At 73.7% G+C, this 19,707-nt stretch carries 16 protein-coding genes and 1 pseudogene; 10 read left to right on the forward strand and 7 right to left on the reverse strand.

The window, feature by feature from the left end; translation table 11 throughout:
• Window positions 1-78: 78 nt before the first annotated feature.
• Window positions 79-726, reverse strand: a complete 648-nt coding sequence (locus IG94_RS0130220) for a TetR family transcriptional regulator (protein ID WP_194963004.1) — start codon at window positions 724-726, stop codon at window positions 79-81.
• Window positions 727-969: 243 nt separating this feature from the next.
• Between IG94_RS0130220 and kbpA the strand changes: the two genes are divergently transcribed.
• The 4 genes from kbpA to IG94_RS0130240 all read left to right on the forward strand — a co-directional run bounded on the left by kbpA (window position 970) and on the right by IG94_RS0130240 (window position 5,616).
• Window positions 970-1,800, forward strand: coding sequence for an AfsK-binding protein KbpA (gene kbpA, locus IG94_RS0130225; RefSeq protein ID WP_043484959.1), 831 nt, complete (start codon window positions 970-972; stop codon window positions 1,798-1,800).
• A 191-nt stretch (window positions 1,801-1,991) separates the two neighbouring features.
• Window positions 1,992-4,382, forward strand: a complete 2,391-nt coding sequence (gene afsK / locus IG94_RS0130230; RefSeq protein WP_031044416.1) for a protein serine/threonine kinase AfsK — start codon at window positions 1,992-1,994, stop codon at window positions 4,380-4,382.
• Between the two features lie 56 nt (window positions 4,383-4,438).
• Complete coding sequence (locus tag IG94_RS0130235) at window positions 4,439-4,996, forward strand: hypothetical protein (protein WP_031044418.1); 558 nt, start codon at window positions 4,439-4,441, stop codon at window positions 4,994-4,996.
• A gap of 14 nt (window positions 4,997-5,010) precedes the next feature.
• Window positions 5,011-5,616 carry a hypothetical protein gene (locus IG94_RS0130240; RefSeq protein ID WP_052410927.1) on the forward strand — a complete coding sequence of 202 codons (606 nt, stop codon included), beginning with the start codon at window positions 5,011-5,013 and terminating at the stop codon, window positions 5,614-5,616.
• Between the two features lie 51 nt (window positions 5,617-5,667).
• Here the strand turns inward: IG94_RS0130240 and IG94_RS0130245 are convergent, their stop codons facing one another.
• A complete protein-coding gene (locus tag IG94_RS0130245; RefSeq protein ID WP_031044421.1) occupies window positions 5,668-6,555 on the reverse strand; it encodes a helix-turn-helix transcriptional regulator in 888 nt (295 codons plus the stop codon).
• Window positions 6,556-6,803: 248 nt separating this feature from the next.
• Here IG94_RS0130245 and IG94_RS0130250 point away from each other — a divergent pair, with 248 nt between their 5' ends.
• Both IG94_RS0130250 and IG94_RS0130255 read left to right on the forward strand, forming a co-directional pair.
• Entirely contained in the window at window positions 6,804-7,124 is a 321-nt protein-coding gene (locus IG94_RS0130250) for a carboxymuconolactone decarboxylase family protein (protein WP_031044424.1), read from the forward strand.
• Window positions 7,125-7,194: 70 nt separating this feature from the next.
• On the forward strand, window positions 7,195-7,629 hold the full coding sequence (locus IG94_RS0130255; RefSeq protein WP_031044427.1) for a cupin domain-containing protein: 435 nt from the start codon (window positions 7,195-7,197) through the stop codon (window positions 7,627-7,629).
• Between the two features lie 107 nt (window positions 7,630-7,736).
• Here the strand turns inward: IG94_RS0130255 and IG94_RS0130260 are convergent, their stop codons facing one another.
• Window positions 7,737-8,669 (reverse strand): hypothetical protein, encoded by a 933-nt coding sequence (locus IG94_RS0130260; RefSeq protein ID WP_052410928.1) that lies wholly within the window; start codon window positions 8,667-8,669, stop codon window positions 7,737-7,739.
• 325 nt (window positions 8,670-8,994) lie between these two features.
• Here IG94_RS0130260 and IG94_RS42640 point away from each other — a divergent pair, with 325 nt between their 5' ends.
• Window positions 8,995-9,189, forward strand: coding sequence for an ATP-binding protein (locus IG94_RS42640; protein WP_157852343.1), 195 nt, complete (start codon window positions 8,995-8,997; stop codon window positions 9,187-9,189).
• 68 nt (window positions 9,190-9,257) lie between these two features.
• Here the strand turns inward: IG94_RS42640 and afsS are convergent, their stop codons facing one another.
• The 3 genes from afsS to IG94_RS0130280 form a co-directional block, all read right to left on the reverse strand.
• Window positions 9,258-9,452 (reverse strand): regulatory protein AfsS, encoded by a 195-nt coding sequence (afsS, locus tag IG94_RS0130270; RefSeq protein ID WP_031044434.1) that lies wholly within the window; start codon window positions 9,450-9,452, stop codon window positions 9,258-9,260.
• A 220-nt stretch (window positions 9,453-9,672) separates the two neighbouring features.
• Entirely contained in the window at window positions 9,673-12,651 is a 2,979-nt protein-coding gene (gene afsR / locus IG94_RS0130275) for an SARP-family global regulator AfsR (RefSeq protein WP_031044436.1), read from the reverse strand.
• 149 nt (window positions 12,652-12,800) lie between these two features.
• Window positions 12,801-13,247, reverse strand: a complete 447-nt coding sequence (locus tag IG94_RS0130280; RefSeq protein WP_052410930.1) for a nitroreductase family deazaflavin-dependent oxidoreductase — start codon at window positions 13,245-13,247, stop codon at window positions 12,801-12,803.
• A gap of 94 nt (window positions 13,248-13,341) precedes the next feature.
• Here IG94_RS0130280 and IG94_RS40920 point away from each other — a divergent pair.
• A pseudogene (locus tag IG94_RS40920) lies at window positions 13,342-14,142 on the forward strand (endonuclease/exonuclease/phosphatase family protein); the annotation flags it as partial.
• A 459-nt stretch (window positions 14,143-14,601) separates the two neighbouring features.
• Here the strand turns inward: IG94_RS40920 and IG94_RS0130285 are convergent.
• Window positions 14,602-16,158, reverse strand: coding sequence for a CehA/McbA family metallohydrolase (locus IG94_RS0130285; RefSeq protein ID WP_031044440.1), 1,557 nt, complete (start codon window positions 16,156-16,158; stop codon window positions 14,602-14,604).
• A 237-nt stretch (window positions 16,159-16,395) separates the two neighbouring features.
• Here IG94_RS0130285 and IG94_RS0130290 point away from each other — a divergent pair, with 237 nt between their 5' ends.
• Window positions 16,396-18,999, forward strand: a complete 2,604-nt coding sequence (locus tag IG94_RS0130290) for a bifunctional FO biosynthesis protein CofGH (RefSeq protein WP_031044442.1) — start codon at window positions 16,396-16,398, stop codon at window positions 18,997-18,999.
• A 93-nt stretch (window positions 19,000-19,092) separates the two neighbouring features.
• Window positions 19,093-19,656: a hypothetical protein gene (locus tag IG94_RS0130295; RefSeq protein ID WP_031044444.1), complete on the forward strand. Its 564-nt coding sequence runs from the start codon at window positions 19,093-19,095 to the stop codon at window positions 19,654-19,656.
• The last annotated feature ends 51 nt before the right edge of the window (window positions 19,657-19,707 follow it).

The following is a 19,707-nucleotide window of genomic DNA, read 5'->3' on the forward strand; positions in this document are numbered from 1 at the left end:
GGGTGGGGGGTGTGGGGGCGGTAGGAAGCTGGGAGGGGGCGGCCAGTGGACGCGGCGGAGATGACAGGCAGCCGCGTGCTACTTGGCGGGCTTCTTGCCGGTGACGCCGAGATACGTCAACAGGGCCAGGCTGGGCTTGAGTTCGGCCTGCTTGACGCCCCAGGAGGTGAAGCCCTTCTGGTGCGAGGCGGCGGCCGAGAGCATGACGACCAGCGACCCGGCGATCGCCGCGGGGTTGACGTCCTTGTCGACCCGGCCCTTGGCCTGCAGCTCGGCGACGGAGTCCGAGAGGGCGGAGTTCACCGAGTTGAGGATTTTCATACGGATCTTGAAGAACCGTTTATCCCCTTCCGCGGCACCGAGATCGACGACACGGAGAATGGCGTCGTTCTTCCGCCAGAACTCCAGGAAACCGTCGACGAGTTCCTGTGCCGTCTGCCAGCCGGCCTTGCCGACCCACGAGCGGCCCGCCGTCAGTTCGGCCAGCGAGGAACTCTCCGCCGCCGTCCGCTCGGCGATCTCCAGGACGGCACCCTCGACGTCCGGGAAGTACTGGTAGAAGGTCGCGGGCGAGGTTCCGGCCCGGCGGGCGACATCGATGACCTTGACGTCGCGGTAGGGGGACGAATCGAGCATGTCGCTGAGGCAGTCGAGCAGTTTCTCCCGGGTCGCCTGCCCACGCCGACCGGCCACGCGGCCATCGACGGTACGCACTTGTCCTGTCATGCCGGTCAGCTTACCGACGGGGGGTCGGAGCGCGATTCGGCCGACTGCAAATGGGGTGCGCGCGTGGAGCGGGGCTGGTGTGCCTGGTCTGCGCGGTGCGGGTCGGGCGGTTACTTTGACGACATGGCCGAAAACGGGGCAGCAAACGGGGAAACCGGGGAAACCGGGAACGAGGCGCCCGAGCGCGGGGCCGGGGCCCCGTCCGGGCGGACGGGCGGCCTCCGGGAAGGCACCCCCTGCTGGGTGGAGGCGCAGCTCTCCGACGTGGAGGCGGGTCGGCGCTTCTACGGCGAACTGTTCGGCTGGACCTTCGGGCAGACCGGCGAGGACGGCGAGACCGGTGAGTCCGACGGGGGCAGCGGGGACGCCGGGGACCCGGCGAGTGAGCCGGAGAGGCCGAAGGAGCCGGGGAAGGCGGAGCAGCCGGGGAAGGCGGAGCGGCCCGGGAAGGCGGGACGGCCGGGGGAGCCGCAGCAGCCGGGGACGTCCCTGCGGGCGTACCTGGAGGGCGAGCCCGTCGCCGCCCTGGTCCGCAAGACGGACGGCCGCATGCCCACCGTGTGGTCCGTGTACTTCCACACCCCGGACGCCCGCGCCCTGGCCGAGCGGATCCGGGCGGGCGGCGGCCAGGTCGTCACCCCGCCCCACCCGGTCGGCGAACTGGGGACCGCCGCTCTCGCCGCCGACCCCGAGGGCGCCGTCTTCGCCCTCTGGGAGCCCGGCGGCCACCGGGGCTTCGGACGCCGGCACGAGCCGGGCACCTTCGCCTGGGCGGAGCTGTACACCCGGGACACCGAGGCCGCCAACGCCTTCTACGGCGACCTCTTCCACGACGCCCTCTTCGGCCCGGACGCCGACCCCGACTTCGGCAGGGCCCCGGTCGCGGACGTCTTCCCCGCCGAGATGCCGCCGCACTTCCTCGTCCACTTCCTGGTCCGGGACGTGGAGGCCGCCCTGGGCACGGTGGCCCGGCTCGGCGGCAGGGTGCGCGTCCCGCCCTTCGAGACGTCGTACGGGCGGGCGGCCGTGGTCTCGGACGGCCAGGGAGCGTCGTTCGCGCTGCTCCAGCGCTGACCGCGGAGGCCCGAACGGCACCCGGCGTCCGGGATGGGGCGAGACACCCTGATTGTCCCGAGGTTCGCCACCAGCGCCTCGGACAGGAAGAATCGGGGTGCGTGGCGCCACACAGGGGCAGTGGTGAGACGCTGCATTTCGGTCGCGTACATAAGTGGGTGGCGCGGCCCGTACGGGGAGGTGGCAGGCAAGTGGTGGATCAGCTGACGCAGCACGATCCGCGGCGGATCGGGCCGTTCGAGGTGCTGGGGCGGCTCGGCGCCGGCGGCATGGGGCTGGTCTATCTCGCGCGCTCGGCGTCCGGGCGGCGCGTGGCGATCAAGACGGTGCGCACGGAACTCGCGGAGGACCAGCTGTTCCGCGTCCGCTTCACGCGTGAGGTGGAGGCGGCCCGCGCGGTCTCGGGCTTCTACACGGCGGCGGTGGTCGACGCCGACCCGCGCGCCGCGGTGCCGTGGCTGGCCACGGCGTACGTGCCCGCGCCCTCCCTCGAGGAGATAGTGAACGAGTGCGGGCCGCTGCCGGCCCAGGCGGTGCGCTGGCTGGCCGCGGGCGTCGCGGAGGCGCTCCAGTCGATCCACGGGGCGGGCCTGGTCCACCGCGACCTGAAACCGTCCAACGTCCTGGTCGTCGAGGACGGCCCCCGCGTGATCGACTTCGGCATCGCGTCCGGCGTCTCGAGCACCCGTTTGACCATGACGAACGTCGCGGTCGGCACCCCCGCCTACATGTCGCCGGAGCAGGCGAAGGACTCCCGCAGCGTCACCGGCGCGAGCGACGTGTTCTCGCTCGGATCCATGCTGGTCTTCGCCGCCACCGGGCATCCGCCCTTCCACGGCGCCAACCCGGTCGAGACGGTCTTCATGCTGCTGCGCGAGGGTCCCGACCTCGAAGGCCTCCCGGACGAGCTGCGTCCGCTCATCGAGGCCTGTATGCAGATGGAGGCCACCGGCCGCCCGAACCCGGCCGACCTCCAGTCCCAGCTCGCCCCGCACCTCTTCGGCTCCGGCTCCGACGACAGCGGTACGGCGTCGGCGTGGCTGCCCGAGCGCGCGGTGGGCCTGATCGAGGGCCGCCGCAACGGCCGCCCCGCCCCCAGGCCCGCGGGGGCTCCCGGCGGTCGCGGCCCGGGCGGTGCCCGTCCCCCCGTGCCGGCGGCGCCGCCGCTGCCGCCCCCGCCGGCGCACGACCCCGCCGTACCGGCGCCGCCCGCGCACGGGCCGGCGATTCCCGCGCCCGTCGGCGCCCCGGACGCCGGTCCGGTCCGGCTGGCCGGCGCCGCGGTGCCGATCGGTCCCGGCCCGCGCGTCGCCGACACGCGCGCGGCCGCCGTCGCGGCACCCCGGCCGGAGTCCGCGCTCTCCGCGTCCTGGTCCCGGCCGCGCCCCGGCGTCAACGGCGCCGACCCCGCCGTACCGGCCGCGCCGCCCGCGCCCCCGGAGGCGTCCCCGGCGGGCTGGCGGCCCTGGCGGTTCCGCATGTCCAACGACGTCTGGGGCACGCCCCGCGTCGCCGAGGACCTCGTCTACGTCACCTCCTTCGAGGTGCACGCCCTGGACGTGGCCACCGGGCGCCGCCGCTTCAAGACCCGGGACGTCGCCTGGTCGATGGCGGTCGCGGACGGCCGGGTCCACGCCTCCGACGGCCCCACCCTGTTCGCGCTGAACGCCCGTGAGGGCGCCGACCTGTGGCGGGTCCAGACGGACGCCTGGGTGTACTCCCTCCACGCCGACCGCGGCACGGTCCTGACCGCCACCCGCGGCGGCGGCGTCCAGGCCTGGGAGGCCTCCAGCGGCCAGAAGCTCTGGGAACTCACCGGCGCCCAGACCGACTTCGAGTCCGCCGAGGCGGGCGCCGTCCTCCACGAGGGCACGGCGTACGTCTGGCAGGACGCCAGGCTCCGCGCCCTGGACGCCCGTACCGGCGACGAGAGGTGGTCCTACCCGATCGGCGACGCCGCCTCCTGCGGCGGAGTCCCGGTCCGCCTGGCCCAGGCCCCCGACGGCTACGTGTACGTCGCGGCCGGCACCCGCGTCCTCGCCCTCGAGGTCGCCTCGGGCCACGTCCGCTGGCACTTCGAGGCCCCGGCGGTCTTCCTGGCCCCGCCCGCCTTCGTGCCGGGCCCGGCCGTGACCGGCGGCGGGATCTACCTCGCCGACTACCTCGGCACCGTCTACGCCCTCGACGCCACCGACGGCCGCGACCGCTGGCGCATCGCGACCGAGGCCCGCTCCTCGACCGACCCGGTGCTGGTCGCCGCCGGCCACGTCCACGTCGGCAGCGGCAAGGGCCTCTACACGCTGGACGCGGTCACCGGCACTCCCAAGTGGCGCTTCCAGGCGGGCGGCGACATCGTGGGCGCGCCGGCGGTCGCCGAGGGCCGCATCCACTTCGGCTCGACGGACCACCTGCTCTACACCCTCAAGTCCGACGACGGCCGCCTGCGCTGGAAGCTCGCCACCGGCGGCGAGATCACCGGCTCCCCGGTCGTGAGGGACGGCATCGTGTACGCGTGCAGCAAGGACCGCTGCGTGTACGCCCTGGACGCGGAGAAGGGAACGGGAACGGCCCGCACGACGTGAGGCCCCGTGCCCGGCTGGTGACGTGTCCGTGACATCCGCTCACTAACGTGATCACCATGACGACACGGGGGCGTGCACTCAGACTCACGGCGATCTCCACACTGGTGGTCCTCAGCCTGACCGGCTTCTCCACCAGCCGCCACGGCCACGGCCACGGAGGCGACGGGGGCGGCGGCTGCAGCAGTTCCAGCCAGGACCACGACAACTCGTCGTCCTCGGCGGGCGGCGGCGACGCGTACAAGGACGACGGCGACACGTACACGACCGGCGGCACCGGCCACCACGACTACGACGACGACACCTACGACGACGACACGGGCAGCGGCAGCGGCGGCACCACCGCCACCCCGGAACCGGCCACCGCGGAACTCCTCACCTGCGCGACGGAGTCCGCCCCGTACGCCACCGTCGAGATCACCAACCCGAACGACCGCGCGTACACGTTCCCCGTCACGGTCTTCTTCAAGGACGCGGCCGGCACGACGACCGCCGACAGCCGCGAGGAGCCCACGGTCCCACCCCGCACCACGACCAAAATCCGCGTCCCCCTGGACAACACCACCACCCCGGACCACTGCGAACTGGACGACCCGAACCCACAGCCCCTCCCGTAGCCGGGAGACGGAGCATGGACCCGACCGCCGCGCTGCGCCTGCGGCAGGCAATCACCCGCACCGAAGCCGCCACCCGCGGACGCGCCCCCACCGGCCGTCCCCCGGAGGACGCCGACGACCTGCGGGGCACCTTCGCCACCGACGGGGCACTCGGCTTCGACCCCTTCCCCTTCCTCCGGGCGCTCCACGACGCCGGTTCGCACGCCGTGGTCATCGGCCAGGTCGCCGGCATCATGCACGGCTCCACCGAACTGACCGGAGACCTCGACCTGCTCTGGGACGGCACCCCCGCCGAGGCGCACGCCCTGCGCGAGGCCCTCGCCCGCTCCGGCTGCACCGAACCGCCGGACCTGCACCGCGCGCAGGTGCCCTACCGGGTGGCCGGCGCCGCCGGCGACCTGTGCACCCCGGCCCTCCCCTGGGGCGCCATGAACGTCGCCCCCTGCCTGTCCCGGGCCGACACCACGCGCGACCCGGAGGGTTTCACCATCCGCTACGCCGACCTCGACGACCTCATCCGCATGCGCCGAGCCCTGGGCCGCCCGAAGGACCACCGCCGGGCGGCCGAACTCGCCCGACTGGGACACGTCCGGGCGACCTGGACGATTCCCGACTCCTGACCTCCGCGCCAGATGGTGTGACGGCAGGAGAGTGCCGACCGATGGGTCCGATCAGGGGCGGGACGCGTCCTGGTGGGCTTCGTCCGAGCTGGTTGCGGCCCAGGACGCGAGCAGTATGAGGGCGTCGCGTTCGGGGGTGCCGGGTTCGGCGCTGTAGGCGGTGAGGGTCAGTCCGGCTTCGCCCGGCAGGCGCATGGCGTCGAAGTCGAGGGTGATCTCGCCGATGGCCGGATGACGGAATACCTTGCGGCCGGTGTGGTGCAGGCGCACGTTGTGCTTGGCCCAGGCGGTGCGGAACTCGTCGCTGCGGGTGACGAGTTCACCGATGAGGCCGGTGAGTTCGGTATCGCCCGGGGCTCGGCCGGCTTCGGTACGCAGCAGGGCGACGGTGGTGTCGACCGAGGCGTTCCAGTCGGGGAAGAAGCCGCGGCTGGTGGGGTCGAGGAACTGGAAGCGGGCGATGTTCACCGGGGTGGGAGCCGCCGCGGTGAACAGGGGTGCGTACAGGGCGCGGCCGAGGTCGTTGACGGCGAGGATGTCGAGGCGGCCGTTGCGGATGAAGGCCGGTGAGCCGGTCATGGACTCCAGGACCCGCTTGAGGCTGGCAGGAACGGCGTCCTTGGCCCGGCGCGGGGCGCGGAGGGTCGGGCGCCGGCGCTGGGCGGCGGCCAGGTCGTGCAGGTGGGAGCGTTCGGCGTCGTCGAGCTGGAGGGCGCGGCAGAGCGCGTCGAGGACTTCCTCGGAGGCGCCGGCGAGCCGGCCGCGTTCCAGGCGGACGTAGTAGTCGATGCTGACACCGGCGAGCAGGGCGACTTCCTCGCGGCGCAGTCCGGGGACCCTGCGCTTCCCGTTCCCGAAGGCCGGCAGGCCGGCCTGCTCCGGGGTGATCCTCGCGCGGCGAGTGGCGAGGAACTCTCGGATCTCGCGGGTGGTGTCCATGTTGTCCAGGTTAGGAGGAGCGGAAGGCGGCTGGGAGGTTCTGCCAGTACCTCGAACGGCAGAGCCTTCCGCACGCCTGTGAGCTGCGGTTTCCTCGATGGTGTCAGCAGATGCGGCCCCGGCCCGAAAGGCCGGCGCCCCCGTCGGAACCCCCGTCGGCACCCCCTTGCGGGATGCCCTCCGTCCCCGGGTGGCCGACAGCGGCAGTGCCGCACCCTCGTGTCCGCACCATCACCAGGAGTGCCCTCATGGCAACGCAGTCCGCACCGCAGGAGCTGGCCGGTATCGCGCCGAAGCTGGTCGAGGTCACCAACGAGGTCCTGTTCCAGGATGTGTGGGAGCGCCCCGGGCTCTCCCCGCGGGACCGCAGCCTGGTCACGGTCAGTGTGCTGGCCGCCCTCTACCGCAGCGAGCAGCTGCCCTACCACCTGGGTGTGGCCCTGGACAACGGGCTCACGGTGGAGGAGCTGTCCGAGGCGATCACGCACCTGGCGTTCTACGCCGGATGGCCCAACGCCATGACCGCGATCACCCTGCTGAAGAAGATCGCGGACGAGTGCTCCGCCTGATCCCGGCGCGAGCGACGAAACCGCCCCGCACCGCTGAGCGGCGCGTAGTGAACCAAGGAAGAGGAACAAGATGGCCGGCAACGGATTCGACCAGATCTTCCCGCTCGGCGAGAGGAACGACGCCTACGCGCAGTACTTCATCGGCCAGAGCTACCTGGCCCCGCTCGCCTCGGGCAGCGTTCCCGTCAGCAACGTCTCCTTCGAGCCGGGCTGCCGCAACAACTGGCACATCCACCACGGCACGAACGGCGGCGGCGACCAGATCCTGCTGTGCACGGCGGGCAGCGGCTGGTACCAGGCCGAGGGCGAGGATCCCGTCAGCATGGAGCCTGGCACGGTGATCCGCGTCCCCGCCGGCACGAAGCACTGGCACGGCGCGAAGGCCGACGCGTGGTTCTCCCACCTCGCCTTCATCACCCCGGGCGAAGGTGTCAGCAACGAATGGCTGGAGCCCGTCACCGACGAGGTGTACGGCGAGCTGCCCAGGAACGGAGCGAACGCATGACGACCGCCGCATCGTCAGGCTGAGATTGGACACTTTGTCCCGCTTAAATGGTGGCTTCAGCAGGGAGTTTGTCGGGCGAAGGTGGGACAGACTGTCCAATCTCCGGGTTACCCACCGGAGAGGGCTCGGTGGATGTCCTGGAGTATGGCGGTGGGGTGGTACAGGGGGGCCGTGGCGGGGAAGCGGAGGAGGCGGTGGACCTCCGGGCAGTGGGCGATCTCGTTGAAGCGGGCCAGGTCCCGGCGGTGGGAGTCGCGGCTGCCGTGATAGGCGTAGCCCTCGATCTCGACCGCCAGCCCCTGGGCACGGAAGAAGAAGTCCAGGTAGCGGCGTCGTCCGTCCCGTGTACGCACCTCGGCCTGCGTTTCGGGGTGCAGACCGGCGTCGTGCATGCGGAGCCGGGCGACGGTCTCCGCCGGGGAACCGGCGCCGAGGTCCACGAGGCTCAGCCATTGCCGCGCCCTGGTGCCTCCGAGGAGCGGCCCCGCGAGCGCGGTGGTGAGGGAGGGGCGGGTGGTGAGCGGTGGCCGGGGGACGCCTTCGAACCTGCGCCGGGTGAGGGCCGACTCGACGGCGACCAGGGCGTCGTCCCGGGGCCCGGAGCGCAGCAGATCGCCGAGAGTACGGGCGACGGACGTGATCCGCAGCCGGCGCGGCCCCACCGTCTCCACCTCGGTGTCGGCGAGTGGGAGGCGGTGGACGTTGACACCCGTCAGCCTTCGGCGGGACGTCAGGCCCGGGTCCGTGAACTCGACGCGTTCGGGTGCCGCGCTTCCCAACTGCTCGATGGCCCAGAGCCGGGCGGACGTACGGTGGCTCACGACCAGCTCGGGATGCATGAGCTGGGCCGCCTTCAGGCGGAGGTCGAGATCGACCGCGGTCGACCGCTCGGCCCAGGCGCCGTGCCGCAGCGGGACCCAGCCTTCGTCCTGCAACCGGCGTGACAGCGAGGACCGGGGCCAACCCGCCTTCAGGGCGCGGGTGGTGAGCAGGACGCCGGACTCGACGAGGGTGCGCAGGTCTGTGCGTTCCGGTTCCACGGCGTCAGGATGCCGTGCGAGCGCCGAACAGGTCCGCCCTTGTGGACAACCTCCCGGAGGCCTCAGCCGCTTTCTCGATCATGGCGAGGGACGCCTCCGGCGGCAGAGCGGCGGCCCTGGGCCGATCGTATGCCTTGCGGTACTGCTCGACGAGGCCCGGTTCGTCGATGGTGTCACCGCTCTACGGAGACTCGGTGTCGACCGGCGGCGGGGCATCGGTGAAGGACGAGGCCTTCGCTGTGCCGTGCATCAGCGGATGAGCGCCGCAGTTCAACGGCAGCTCTTGAGGACGCCGGTACGGGTACGGGTGTTCAGGGGGGCGGGGGTGCCTACGCGTGTTGAGGTCGCCGATCCGGCCAAGGGTGCTCTGCCGGTCCTCCACCGGGCTCGTGCCGAGGACGAGTTCGGGCGCGGGATGTCGTTGGTCGACGCGGTGGCGTGCGGGTGGGGTGTGGAGTGCGGGGCGGCCGGTGGGAAGACGGTGTGGTGCGAGGTGGGTGGGACGGGGCCCGCCGACTGACGGGGACGCAAGCGGCCGCGGCGGCTCCCCTCCGCGCCGCCGCGGCCGATCCCCGTGTGGAGGAAGGTCTACTTGCCGTTGCCGTCCGGGTCCAGGGCGGGCGGGGCCGGCATCTGGTTGTCCAGCGTGGTGACGGTGTCGTCGTCCTTGGCCGGCGGCGTCGGCATCTGGTTGTCCAGCGTGGTGACGGTGCCGTCCTCGGCCGGCGGCGTGGGCATCTGGTTGTCCAGCGGCTTGACCTGCGTGGCCTTCTGCTCGCTCATCGGTTCGTACTCCTCTGCTACGACGAGGTGGGCGCGTGCTGAACGCCCGTCCGGAAGCTCCCCCGAGGGCCGCCGGACGGGCGTTCGGAGCCGAACCCTAACCCGGTCGGCTCCCCCGTTGGCCGTCTGCCCCCCGACACGACGGCCTGGCGACAGGAAGCATCGCGGAGGGGGATAAACGAACACTGAACGGCGTTGTTTCGCGCGGCGTCCGGTCTGCTCAGGCGGCGTCGACGGAGGCCAGCAGGGCGCGTACGGCGGCCGCCTCGTGGGCGCCGGTCTCCTCGTAGAGCTTGAGTGCCTCGCGCCAGCAGGCCCTCGCCCGGTCCGCCTGTCCCAGCGCGGCGAGCGAACGCCCGAGGAGCGTGAGGACGTTGCCGCGCATCCGGTCGCCGCCGATGCACCCGACGGCCAGGGCCTGTTCGGCGTGCTGGGCGGCCTGCGGCGGGCGGCGGGCCGCCAGGTGCGCCTCGGCGATACGGAAGTGGGTGGTGCCCTCCCACAGGCGCTGGCGGTGGTTCACGAAGACGGTCAGCGCGTCGTTGTACTGGCCGAGCGCCTCGGTGTGCCGTCCGGCCTCGGTCAGCGCCATGGCCAGCGCGTAGTGGCCGTTGGCCAGCCGCACCGTCCGGCCCAGGGTGGCGAGCAGGGCGAGCCCGTCGCGGGCGATCTCGACGGCCTTGCCGACGTTGCCCATGGCCAGATGCGCACGCGACAGGTTGAAGGACGTCGTCGCCTCGCCCGCGCGGTTGCCCGCCTCGCTGAAACCGCGGATGGCCCGGTCGAAGAAGTCCTTGCCGTCCGCGTACCGGTGCTGGTGCAGGGAGATGAGCCCGCGGTCGTTCGCCGCCCAGCTGCCCGCGGCGACGTCCTCGGACCGGGCGGCGCACTCCAGGGCGAGGCTCGCCTCCTCCTCCGCGCGGCGGATGCGGCCGGTGACGAGGAGGACGTTGGTGAGCGTCGTCCGCGCCCGGCCCTCCGTGCGCCGGTCCCCGGCGAGCCGGGCCGCCTCGCACACCGCGTCGGCCGTGGCCTCGTACTGCCGGGCGTTGGCGCCGGACTCGACCAGGTCCTTGGCCGCCCACAGGAGGTCCACCGCCCGCCGCAGCCGGTCCGTGCCCACGGACTGCCGGACCGAGGCCAGCAGGGACTGCCCCTCCGTGTAGAGCCAGTCCCGAGCGGCCGAGCCGTCGGTGAAGCACAGGGCCTCGCTCTCGGTCTGCTCCAGGTGGTCCACCAGCCGGTCCCCGGGGCGCTCCAACGCGTAGATCCCGGCCGCCGTGGCCAGGTAGAAGTCCAGCAGCCGCGACAGCGCCGCGCCCCGCTCGGCCGGCGGGTGCTCGTCGCGTTCCGCGCACGCACGCGCGTAGAGCCGGACCAGGTCGTGGAAGCGGTAGCGGCCCGGCGCCGCCGATTCGAGCAGCGACGTGTCCACCAGCGCTTCCAGGAGGTCCTCCGTCCGCCGCGCCGGGAGGTCCAGGACCGCCGCCGCGGCCGCGAGGGAGATGTCCGGGCCGTCCGCCAGGCCCAGGAGGCGGAAGGCGCGGGCCTGGGCAGGTTCCAGCTGGCCGTAGCCCAGTTCGAAGGTGGCCTCGACGGCCAGGTCGCCGGCCTGCAGCTCGTCCAGGCGGCGCCGTTCGTCCGCCAGCTTCGCCGCGAGGACGGAGACGGTCCACGTGCGGCGCGCCGCGAGGCGGGACGCGGCGATCCGGATGGCGAGGGGCAGGAAGCCGCAGGCGCCCACCACGTCCAGGGCCGCCTCCCGCTCCGCGGCCACCCGCTCCTCGCCCACGATCCTCGTGAAGAGGGCCAGCGCCTCCTCGGGCGACATCACGTCCAGGTCGACCAGGTGCGCCCCGGCGAGGTCCACCATCCGCACCCGCGCCGTCACCAGCGCGGCGCAGCCGTCCGTGCCGGGCAGCAGCGGCCGTACCTGGGCGGCGTCCCGGGCGTTGTCGAGGAGGACGAGGACGCGGCGGCCGTCCAGGACGGAGCGGTAGAGGGCGGCCCGCTCCTCCAGGGAGTCCGGTATCGCCGAGTCGGCCGTGCCGAGGGCGCGCAGGAACGAGCCCAGCACCGTCTCCGGCTCCGCCGGCCGCGCGCCCGCGCCCTGGAGGTCGACGTACAGCTGCCCGTCCGGGAAGGCCGCCCGCGCCCGGTGGGCGACGTGCACCGCGAGGGTCGTCTTGCCGACGCCGCCGATGCCGGCCAGCGCGGAGACCGCCATCACGCGGCCGCCGGGCCCGGACCCGTCCCCGGACGCCGCCGCCAGTACGTCGCTCAGCTCGCGGACGAACGGCGCGCGGCCCGTGAAGTCGGGGACGGTGGCCGGCAGTTGCGCCGGCCGGACCGGGGGCGCCGCCGTCCCCGCGGCCGGCGTCGACGGTTCGGCCAGCGCCGGGTCGGCCCGCAGGATGCGCTGCTGGAGTTCCTGGAGGCCGGCGCGCGGGTCGACGCCCAGCTCGTCGGCGAGCAGCCGGCGCGTGTCCGCGTAGACCGCGAGGGCCTCCGCCTGGCGTCCGCTGCGGTACAGGGCCAGCATCAGCAGCTCGCGCAGGCGTTCGCGCAGGGGGTGCGCCGCCGTCAGCGCCGTCAGTTCCGAGACCGCCTCCGCGTGGCCGCCCTGCTCCAGGTCCAGCTCCAGGCAGGTTTCGGTGAGTTGGAGCCGCCACTCCTCCAGCCGGACGCGCTGCCCCTCCGCGTACGGTCCCGGTACGCCGGCCAGGACCTCGCCGTCCCACAGGGCCAGCGCGTCGCGCAGGGCGTCACGGGCACCGGCGAAGTCCCCGGCGCCGCGCGCCTTCTCCGCCCCGGCGGCCAGGTCCTGGGCCGCCGAGAGGTCCAACGCCCCGTCGGCGAGGCCCCGTACGGCGTACCCGCCCGACTCGCTCACCAGGACCCCGGGGTCCAGGACCTTCCGCAGCCGGGACGCGTACGTCCGGACCGCCGCCAGCGCCTGCGAGGGCGGCTCCTCGCCCCACAGCGCGTCGATCAGCTCGGCCGCCGTGGCCGTACGGCCCTCGCGCAGCAGCAGGGCGGCCAGCAGCGCGCGCTGCTGGGGCGATCCGGTGGCCAGCGGCTGTCCGCCGCGCCAGGCACGCACCGGCCCGAGCACGCCGAAGCGGAGCGCGGCCGACCCGTCCGGTTGTGCCGGGGATCCGGAATGCCGCTGCTCCGGAACCCGCGGTCCACCGTCCATGCCGTCCCCCCTGGAGCCTGTCCGACCATTCCCGTCTGCCCGGCGACGCCGCGCACCTGGACATCCTGAGCAACCAGGCCAGTTTGCCTTGTCCATACCGACCACGTCAGCTGTGGGGGATGCCGATCACAGGTTCCTCACCTGCTCCCTTACCCATCCAGCTCCACCCGTACCGTCAGTAGCCCCGACCCGACGCCCATCGCCCGCACCGCCATGCTGTTGAAGCGGGGGAGGCGGCGCAGGCGTGCCTGCGGGTCGTCGTCGGGCAGGAGGTGGGCGGTGCCCGGGTGCCAGCGGCCCCGGATGCGGACCCGGACGCGGGGGTCGGCCCGGACGTTGCGGATGTACTGCGAGCGCTCGCCGAACTCCGACACCAGCCAGAAGGAGCCGCCCTCCCGGCGCCCGCCCACCGGTGTGCGGCGGGGGAGGCCGGAGACGCGTCCGGTGGTCTCCAGGAGGGTCTGGCCGGGCAGGCGGCGCATGACCGCGTTCAGGCGGCGCTGGAGGGCCGTGACGTTCCGGTACTTCTTCTCGGGGTCGGGCGACTTCGATCGCGCGTCCGGCTGCGGCTTCGGCTGCGGCTGCGAATTCGACATCGTTCGTTCACGCTCCCGTCTCTCGGGTCTCCATGTTCCCGGAAAACGTCAGGGAGCGGGGCGTGACTTGACCGGACGGACGGGTGGTGCGGGTGTGCGGGTGGTGACCTGGAATCTGTGGTGGCGGTTCGGTCCCTGGGCCGACCGGCGAAAGGCGATCCTCGCCGTGCTGCGCGAGCTGGAGCCCGATGCCGTCGGGCTCCAGGAAGTCTGGTCGGTGGACGGCGGGGAGAACCTCGCGGCATGGCTGGCGGACGAACTCGGCCTGCACTGCGCCTGGGCGCCCTCGCCCGCCCCGGGGCGCTGGCAGCGGCGGGTCGGTGACGACACGGTCGGCATCGGCACCGCGGTGCTCAGCCGCCGGCCGGTCGTGGAGCGGGCGGTACTGCGGCTGCCCGCGCCCGCGGAACTCGACGACGGGCGGCTGGCGTTGTACGCCCGGATCGACGCCCCCGGGCATCCGGTGCCCTTCTTCACCGCGCACTTCACCTCGGGCCGGGCCGCCTCGGCGGTGCGCCGGGAGCAGGCGGCCGCCCTCGCCGGGTTCGTCGCCGCGCACCGGCACGGCACCGCTCACCCGCCCGTCGTCACCGGCGACCTCAACGCCCGCTCCGATTCGCCGGAGGTCCGGCTGCTGCGGGCCGGAGGCGGGCTGCGCGACGTCTGGGAGCACGCCGAGCCGGGCGCGCCGTCCCGTACCTGGGACACCGCCAACCCGTACGTGGCGGACGTGGACGCGGACGGCGGGCCGGGCACGCGGATCGACCACGTCCACGTGGGCCCGCCCGGCCCCGGCGGCCTCGGCCGGGTCCGGGCGGTGCGGCGGGCCGGTGCGGGCCCCGTCGGCGGCGTCTGGCCCTCCGACCACGCCGCGGTCGTCGCCGACCTGACCGACGCCGGGCGGGGTGAGCCGGGGGACGCCGGGCGGTCCGACCGGACCGGCGCCGGTCCGGTCGGACCGCCCGTCCGGCGCCGGTCAGGTCGGCCACCCGTCCGGCGCCGGGTATCGCGGTCGGGCCGACGTCGGGCGGGGTGGGCCCACCGACGGCGGGCGGTCGACCTGACCCACGCGGTGGGCGACCGGACCTATGCCGAGGGCGACCGGATCTACGCCGGGGGCGACTGGTCCCGCGCCAGGAGGCGACCGGACCCGCGCCGGGGGGGGGCAAGGACCACCCCAGGGGTGCCTGACCCACCCCAGGAGGCGACTGGCCCCCCCCGGGAGGTGACCGGACCCCCCCCGGGGAGCGACCGGACCGGCGGCAAGTGGCGCGGCCGGGCTGACGTCGGGCGGGGTGGGGCGTCGGGCGGCGAGTGGGGCGGCCTGGCCGGCGCCGGGGAGGGCGCTCGGTGGCTACCGGCCCAGGAACACCGGGTTGGTGAACGCCGCCAGCGCCCCCGGCACGGGGCCCGCCGCCGTCTCGTGCCGGATCTCCGCCCGTACGTACGCCGCGTACGAGGCGGTCGTCCGCCACTCCACGACGCCCTCGCCGGACACCGGCAGCGGATCGCCGGTGAACAGCACGCCCTGGTCGGTCACGAGGCGCACCGTGCAGCGCGGGGCGCCGGTCACCTCCAGGCGGACGGTGACCGGCGTGTCGTCCGCCACGCGCAGCCGCTCGCCGATGCCCGCGTGCTCGCCCCGGCCGCCGGACGCGGTGAAGGACAGCGACAGCTGCGAGGACTCGGCGACGTACGACCGGCCGGCGCGGATGCCGTCCTGGATCGCCTCGCGGGTCAGGTCGTCGGCGAGGACGACGGTCTGCGGGCGGCCGATCACGTCGGGGGAGCGGTGGGAGTCGCTGCTGCCCATCGCCGGGATCCAGTCCCGCCCGCCGTCGCGCACCGACGCGACCAGCATGCCGTCCCAGTCGGCCAGCGCCACCTCGTCGTCGGGCGTGTAGGCGCCGTTCCACACCTCGACCGCGTCGGCCTCCCCGAACCCGAACTTCCAGTTGCAGCCGATGCAGGTGGCGTGCGGGTGGGCCGGCACCACCAGGCCCCCGGCGCGGCGGATCTGCCGGGCGAAACGGCCGAAGCGGTTGTCGCGGGCCCGGTAGCGCCAGTCGACGAACGTGCCGGGTTCGGTGCCGAGGGCGACGACGTGGCCGTTGCGGGTCGTCACCTCCTTGCCGAGCAGGATCAGCAGGTCGTCTCCGGCCAGGCCGGCCCAGTGCGCGTGCGCCGAGTGCGTGTTGTGCTCGGAGGAGTTGATGAAGTCCAGGCCCGCCGCCCGCGCCAGTTCCGCGATCTCGGCGAGGGTGTAGCGGCCGTCGGAGTACTCGGAGTGCAGGTGGCAGTCGCCCCGGTACCAGGCGCGGCCCCGCCCCGCGGCGCGCTCGGGCGGGTACACCGGGCGCGGGGCCTCGTCCTGCTCGCCGTAGGTCAGCGTGACCGTGATCTCGTACGACAGGCCCTGCGGCGCCACCGTGTACGGGCCGAGCGCGATGTGCCAGGTGCCCGGCCGCACCGGCCCGGGGACGTAGCCGGGCGTGGCGGCGTCCGCGCGGACGGAGAACTCCGTGCGCGCCCCGCCCGACCAGCCGCGGAAGCCCCGGCCGCCCAGCTCCGTGCCGCGCTCGTCGAAGAGGCCGATGTCGAGGGCGTTGCCCTGGGTGCCGGCCGGGACGGCGGGGCGGTCGTAGGTGTAGGCGACGTGGATCTCGCGCACGCCCCGGGGGACCTCGACCGGGACGTACACGAAGTCGGGGGAGCCGGGCGGCAGCGTGCCGCGCACGGTTCTCGTCCGCTGCTCCCGGGGTGCCGCCGAGGCGAAGCTCACGCTTACCGACGTAAGCGCCGCGGCGGCTCCCGTCACGAACACCGCGCGCCTGCCGATCCCGGTGCGCTCTTGCCTGTGATCGTGCCCGTGGTCGCGTCCGTACTCGTGCCCGTGGTCGTCCTCGCACATGCTGCTGCTCCCAGTGTCGTCAGTGACATGACATCGCTTGAGTGGCATCGCTCGCGTGGCGTCGCTCGCGTGACATCGGCGGTGCAGGGGTGGTGCGTGCAACCCTCGTATTGAGCCGTGAACTCCGGTGCAAGAAAAGGGGTGTGGCACATTGCGGCACATTGAGGGCCGGAAACCGCGCGGAGGGTCACACGGACGGGACCCCCGCCCTGATCACGCCGCTCGTATCCTCGAAGGATGACGACTTCCGCGACCTCCGGAACCGGACCCGCCGACCCCGCCGGCCCCACCGAGAACTCCCTGCGTCGCGCCCTCAAACGGGCCAGGGACGGCGTCGCCCTGGACGTGTCCGAGGCCGCCGTGCTGCTCCAGGCGCGCGGCGAGCACCTCGACGCGCTCACCGCGTCCGCCGCCCGGGTCCGGGACGCGGGCCTGGAGGCGGCCGGACGCCCCGGCGTCATCACGTACTCGAAGAGCGTCTTCGTTCCGCTGACCCGGCTGTGCCGGGACAAGTGCCACTACTGCACCTTCGTCACCGTCCCCGGCAAGCTGCGCCGGGCCGGGCACGGGATGTTCATGTCGCCGGACGAGGTGCTCGACATCGCGCGCAAGGGCGCCGCCCTCGGCTGCAAGGAAGCCCTCATCACCCTCGGCGACAAGCCCGAGGACCGCTGGCCCGAGGCCAGGGAGTGGCTCGACGCGCACGGGTACGACGACACGATCGCGTACGTCCGCGCCATCTCGATCCGCATCCTGGAGGAGACGGGCCTGCTCCCGCACCTCAACCCGGGCGTCATGAGCTGGACGGACTTCCAGCGGCTCAAGCCCGTCGCACCCTCCATGGGCATGATGCTGGAGACCACCGCGACCCGCCTGTGGTCCGAGCCCGGCGGCCCCCACCACGGCTCGCCCGACAAGGAGCCCGCCGTCCGGCTGCGGGTCCTGGAGGACGCCGGCCGCTCCTCGGTCCCCTTCACCTCGGGCGTCCTCATCGGCATCGGCGAGACGTACGAGGAGCGGGCGGAGTCGCTGTTCGCCCTGCGGAAGGTCTCCCGCGCCTACCACGGCGTCCAGGAGCTGATCATCCAGAACTTCCGCGCCAAGCCCGACACCGCGATGCGCGGCATGCCGGACGCGGAGCTGGACGAGCTGGTCGCCACGGTCGCCGTCGCCCGGCACATCATGGGCCCCGCCGCCTGCCTCCAGGCCCCGCCGAACCTGGTCGACGCCGAGTACGAGCGGCTGATCGGCGCCGGCATCGACGACTGGGGCGGCGTCTCCCCGCTCACCATCGACCACGTCAACCCCGAGCGCCCCTGGCCGCAGATCGACGAACTCGCCGCGAAGTCCCGGGCGGTCGGCTTCGAGCTGCGCGAACGCCTCTGCGTGTACCCGGAGTTCGTGCGGCGCGGCGAGCCCTGGCTGGACCCGCGGCTGCGCCCGCACGTGGCCGCCCTCGCCGACCCGGCGACGGGCCTCGCCCGCGCGGACGCGGTGGTCGAGGGCCACCCGTGGCAGGAGCCGGACGAGGCGTTCACCGCGAGCGGCCGCACCGACCTGCACACGGCCATCGACACCGAGGGCCGTACGTCGGACCGCCGCGACGACTTCGACGAGGTGTACGGCGACTGGGGCGCCCTGCGCGAGGCCGCCGCTCCCGGCATGGTGCCCGAGCGCATCGACACCGACGTCCGCACCGCCCTCGCCACGGCGGCCGACGACCCGACGCGACTGACCGACGACGAGGCCCTCGCCCTGCTGCACGCCGACGGCCCGGCCCTGGACGCGCTGTGCCGAGTGGCCGACGACGTCCGCAAGAGCGTCGTCGGCGACGACGTCACGTACATCGTCACGCGCAACATCAACTTCACCAACGTCTGCTACACCGGCTGCCGTTTCTGCGCCTTCGCCCAGCGTCGCACGGACGCCGACGCCTACACGCTCTCCCTGGACCAGGTCGCCGACCGCGCCCAGCAGGCCTGGGACGTGGGCGCGGTCGAGGTCTGCATGCAGGGCGGCATCCACCCGGACCTGCCCGGCACGGCGTACTTCGACATCGCGCGGGCCGTGAAGGAGCGCGTCCCCGGCATGCACGTGCACGCCTTCTCGCCGATGGAGGTCGTCAACGGCGCGACCCGCACCGGGATGTCGATCCGCGAGTGGCTGGGCGCGGCGAAGGAGGCGGGCCTGGACTCGGTCCCGGGCACGGCGGCGGAGATCCTCGACGACGAGGTCCGCTGGATCCTGACCAAGGGCAAGCTGCCCGCGGCCACCTGGATCGAGGTGATCGAGACGGCCCACGAGCTGGGCCTGCGCTCCTCGTCCACGATGATGTACGGCCACGTCGACCAGCCCCGCCACTGGCTGGGCCACCTGCGCACGCTCGCCGGGATCCAGCAGCGCACGGGCGGCTTCACGGAGTTCGTGACGCTGCCCTTCATCCACACCAACGCGCCGGTGTACCTGGCGGGCATCGCGCGGCCGGGCCCCTCCGTACGCGACAACCGCGCGGTGACGGCGATGGCCCGTCTCCTCCTGCACCCGCACATCCCCAACATCCAGACGAGCTGGGTGAAACTGGGCACGGAGGGCGCGGCGGAGATGCTCCGCTCGGGCGCGAACGACCTGGGCGGCACCCTCATGGAGGAGACGATCTCGCGGATGGCGGGCTCGTCGTACGGGTCGTACAAGTCGGTCAAGGACCTGATCGCCGTCGCGGACGCGGCGGGCCGACCGGCACGGCCGCGCACGACGCTGTACGGCCCGGTGAGCGAGGAGCGGCAGCGGGCCGCGGGGGAGTCGGACGGGCACCTGCCCGAGCTGCTGCCGGTGCTGGACTGAGCCCTCTCGACGGCGGGAGACATGGGCCGCTCGCAGTAAGATGATCGGACCCCCGGTGTGTCGGGGTTTCCACAGCTGAGGAGATGCGTGCCCGTGCCTGCCCGACTTCCCTCATGGGCGTGGGTCTCCGGTCTGACCGTGGGCGCGATCGCGGCGGTGACCGTCCTGGCCGTGCAGGCGGACCGGGGACCCCAGCCCACCGCCGCGGCGACGAAGCCGAGCCCGTCGGCGTCGGCCGGGGCGAAGCCCTCGCCGAAGGAGACCGCGCCGGCCGCGGTGCCGGCGGACTCGGGCACCGGGCGGCGCGTCGTGTACTCGGTCGGACAGGACCGGGTGTGGCTGGTCGACGCCAGCGACACCACCCGGCGGTCCTTCAAGGTGTGGCCGGGGACGGTCGACCCCGGCCCCGGCGAGTACAGCGTCGGCACCCGCCGTCAGGAGCCGACCACCGGCTCCGACGGGGTGCGGATCGAGCAGATCATGTACTTCACCCAGGAGGACGGCCTCTGGGTCGCCTTCTCCAACGCCGTGGACGGCTCCTCGCCGCCCCCGGCCGCCGCCGGCACCAAGACGGGCGGCATACGGCTGCCCAAGGCGGACGGCGACGCGCTCTGGGAGTTCGGCAGCTCCGGCACGACGGTCACGGTGGTCGGCTGAGACCGGCCCACCGCGGTGACTGCGGTCACCGCGACCGGGCCTCCCGGCCCG

Origin of the sequence: Streptomyces olivaceus, from assembly GCF_000721235.1 — a bacterium.
In the GTDB taxonomy this organism is placed as follows: Bacteria; Actinomycetota; Actinomycetes; order Streptomycetales; family Streptomycetaceae; genus Streptomyces; species Streptomyces olivaceus.